The organism is Cysteiniphilum litorale, from assembly GCF_003428165.1.
GTDB classification, from domain to species: Bacteria; Pseudomonadota; Gammaproteobacteria; order Francisellales; family Francisellaceae; genus Caedibacter; species Caedibacter litoralis.
In genome coordinates this window covers 1-4,120 of record NZ_QLIQ01000084.1, presented here as the reverse complement: position 1 = coordinate 4,120, position 4,120 = coordinate 1, and the positions used below count along the sequence as shown (strand labels likewise).

General features: G+C 39.1%; 3 protein-coding genes. All 3 read left to right on the top strand.

Features of this window, described 5'->3' with window-relative positions:
- Positions 1-102 precede the first annotated feature (102 nt).
- Positions 103-1,998, top strand: coding sequence for a conjugal transfer protein TraN (traN, locus tag DNJ75_RS14345; RefSeq protein ID WP_117004124.1), 1,896 nt, complete (start codon positions 103-105; stop codon positions 1,996-1,998).
- Positions 1,999-2,213: 215 nt separating this feature from the next.
- Positions 2,214-3,101: a conjugal transfer protein TraF gene (gene traF / locus DNJ75_RS14340; RefSeq protein WP_157968384.1), complete on the top strand. Its 888-nt coding sequence runs from the start codon at positions 2,214-2,216 to the stop codon at positions 3,099-3,101.
- Positions 3,088-4,120, top strand: a 1,033-nt coding sequence (gene traF / locus DNJ75_RS14335) for a conjugal transfer protein TraF (RefSeq protein WP_170137242.1), incomplete at its 3' end; no start/stop codon positions are given. The genes traF (DNJ75_RS14340) and traF (DNJ75_RS14335), both read left to right, overlap by 14 nt.

Sequence of the window (4,120 nt, the reverse complement as noted above, 5' to 3'; positions counted from 1 at the left end):
ATAAAGCAGATAAAGTAAAAAAATCGAAAAATGCAGATAAGGTAGAAAAAACAAAAATAATAGGGCGAGCAGGTACAATAGATAATCAAAGCGAGGTGCGCGATGTTACGTCAAACAGTTAGTCGTAGCGGTTTATTATTACCGTTTATATCTTTGTTACCTTTGCTACCTTTTTTAAATTTTTTAACTTTTTTAACTTTCTTATTTATATGTGCAAGCTATCCTGAGGGCGTATTTGCCAATCAGATGCAACAGCAATTTGACCAGACGGGGTCACAGTATCAACATCATTCAAAACAAATGATTCAATCAGGCAGACTAAATAACCAGATTAAGCCGCAGGATTATACTAAGGATGATGTTAATAATGTCCCCGAAAAGGCATATCGAGAGAATTTTAAGGCGATTGATGCAGATAAACAACCAACGTTTGATCGTACCCCAGAGGCACTTGCTGTTCGCACAGCAAATAATAAGAATAAGCATCGAATTAACCCGAATAACCCTGCATATCAAAAAGCTGTTGGTTATCAGGACAATGCTGAGCAGATTTTAAGGGATAACGGTCAAGATATGCAGTGCGTAGAAGTGGCAGGGCAATCAACCTCGCAAACGACAACGCAGCATTGTCGGGTGTCAAATCATCAGTATCTGGAGTGTTTTAAGTATCCGCAGGTACAGATTATTGAAAATCATATTGAGGGGAATTATGTACCTTTTCAAAATAGCTTAAGGATGAACAATATTACATTACATATGTATCGCATAGAGGATCATATTCCTTATTCAGGAACGATTAAATCATTAAATTTAACTTTCACCTACACAAGTCCTATTCTTGGTTATTTTGGTAGTTATAACATTACATTTGCACCGATTATTTCAGCAGTCACTATGCAGGGTAATAGCCAAAGGAGTTGGACGTTGAGTTTTAATAACCTAAACGTACCGTTTATTCAAAGCCAACAATTAATTATTGTCATACAATCACTTAATAATTGGGTTTTTGGTGAACAAATGGTTAGCTACAGTGGGGTTTTGCAATTACCATCAACAATAGAACGCAAATCTATTATCACGTGGCATGATAACTGCCAGAACATTGACTCTGCTGCTTGTGTCAATTTTGAGGAAACCTGTATTGAGGCAGGTGGTTTGCGCCATATTAGCGGTGTTGATGTCGACTTACCGTGTTGGAAATATATCAAAAAATACAAGTGTGGTTATCATAAAATCAATGCCTGTCAGGCATTTGAAGATCAATGTAATTTTATCTCACAGCGCTGTGTTGAGCAGGTCGGTAATTTTTGTATGACGTATGAGAAAACGTATCACTGTGTCGAGGAGAAAGCAGGGGATAAGGAGTTAATCTGTGGCAATCCCAACTCCATCCAGTTCAAACAAAAGATTGAACGTGGTACGACAGCGGATTTTTTAAAGGCGATCAGTGGATTAGCAGGTGCGGTTGAAGCAGGGAAAGAATTAAAAAACAGCCAAGATCAACTACAAATTTTTAAAGGAGATGTCAAAGACTGTGGTGAGGCAATGGCAGGCTTGTATGACTGTTGTGACGGTGGCGGCGGGATTTTTCATCATTGTTCAGATCAGGAAAAAGAGCTACAAGCAGCAAAAGAGAAGCGCTTGGCAACCTTTGCAGGACGTTATTGTGCTAAAAAAGTTTTAGGCGTATGTATTTTGTATCATCAGACATGGTGTGTTTTTGGTTCTAAAATTTCACGGATTATACAAGAGCAGGGTAGACGTGATCAGTTAGGGATTGGTTTTGGCTCAGGTGAGCACCCAAATTGCAGCGGGATGACCTCAGAGCAGTTACAGCAGCTTGATTTCAGGCGGATTGATTTCCGTGAGATTTATCAGGATATACAGAACAAAGCAGCTGCCTTTCCAGATGATCGCATGGGGCAAACCTTGGAAGATAAATTCGGTGGTGGCAAGTCAATGCCAGAGGTTAATGCGGCGTTACCTAAGGTTGAATAAGGTAAATAACGTCAAACGTTAAATAAAGCAATATACAGCGAATCAATGAAAGATTAGTATAAGGAACCCTGATGGATTGGATAATAAGATTAATGCGTCCCTCAAGCGTTTGTATTCAACGTCTGAGTTTACGTTTAGTATTTTTACGTTTCTTAAGATTAATTGTATTGCGATGCCCACATGTTTTCTTCATCGCCTTGGTGATAGGGTGTTTGATGATAAACCAGATAGTGGTAGCGGCATCGTACAATGCCACGGGTTGGCAATGGTACTCAAAAGCCAATGAGAAAAATGACGAAAAAGAAGAAGATGAGATTGTTGAACAGAATTTGCAACAAACTCAAACCATACAGCCACCAAACGCAGCAAAGTTATTAAAAAACCAAAACCAAAAAAAACAACAAAAACAACAAAAACAAGAAAGCTATAGCGCACAACTGAAAGCGTTTCAAGCACATTATGAGGAAATGCAGGCAAAAGCGGTATTGACGCGCAAAGTAGAAGATGTCGCTTATGTGATGTATTTGCGGATGTTTATGATGGAGCAGGCTAAAGACTACGGACGGTCTTTTGAGAAAGCTTTACTGCACTATCCAAATTTATCCTATGCGCTTAAATTTCCAACGCAAGATCGTGCCAGAGAGATCACCCGTGAACGTCAACATAAACGCCAACAACAAGCAATACAAACTTATGCCAAAACACATGGTCTGTTTTATTTTTATAAGGGTGAAGATAGCCATAGCAAAGCCTTTGGCAGTTCAATACAGCATTTTGCTGATCAGTACGGGATTACGCTGATAGGCGTTGCGGTTGATGGGGTTGTCATTGGTGAGATTAAAGAAAATATGCCAATCCATCAAAAGGATGAAATGGGTAAAAATAAAAGTAAAAGTAAAAAGCATTGGCAAACGGCGCAACTTAGACAATGGGGAGTAAAAGCAGTGCCTGCGTTGTTTTTGTATAACAATCAAACGAAAGCGATGCAGCCATTTGCTTATGGCTTTATGGCGCAAGATCAGATGGCTGAGCGCTTTTTACAGATGGCAACGAATTATGATCAAAAACCATTACAGGGGGACGTGTCACATGACATCATATAATTTGTTTTTATTATCTTACTTATTTTTCTTATTTTTTCTACTCACCTTACTTTCCTTTTTTTACCTACTTAACTTATTTGATTGGCTTTACGTTTTTTGTTTATCCGTTGTAAAACGGTTTATTTATAACAACGGTATTGGTTATGTTAAGTGCTTGAGTGATGACAACTACCTGCGTGGCTTAAGTTATGCCTCGTGGTTATTGTTTGCCTTTGTGTGCTGCTTTAACAGCAGTTTTGCCGCCTGTGCTAATCAATCAGCATGTACGATGAGCGATGATCAGTTTGCTGTGGTTACTGTTAAGTCAGCCTCTGAGGTTCATGAGGATAAAACAGCAGATGATAAGCGTAAGGTAAACAAGGAAAGTAATCTGGGCAATGTAGGCAATGTAAGTAAGGTCATGAATAAAAATGATGATCAGGCAGCTTTGGCAGAACAGGTACTATCAGATTTACTTGGTGTTGATGAAGCCTCTAATAATCACCAAAGCAATGATGTAGAAGATGTAGAAAATAAACAAAATACAGAAAATAAAGAAAATAAAGAAGATGCAGAAACATTTAAATATAGGCAAGCGCATAAACCACATCAAGGGTCAGTCGAATCACCCATAAGGCAATTGGCAGATGATCATGAACTGGTGTTTTTTGTTAGTAGTCAGTGTCAGCATTGTCATCAGTTTGCCACGGTGATTAAAGCATTATCTGAAGCCTTTGATTTTAGGGTGGTGAGTTTCAGTTTTGATGGCAAAGGCGTTAATGAGTTTCCAGTGGTATTACCTGTGGTTGCTGATCAGCGTTTGTCTTATTGTCAGCCTTATCTTAGTCACAGTGAATCGGCGTACCGCAAATGTCAGTTTGCGCAAGAGATTTATCGCATTTATTACGGCAATGCCACAGCACTGACCCCTGTGCTCTTTTTGCAGAACAAGCACACGCTACATTTTGAACTAATTGCAAAGGGGGCAATCAATCGTGAGTTATTGCATTATCGTTTACGGCAAAAGGCAGATGCTTATG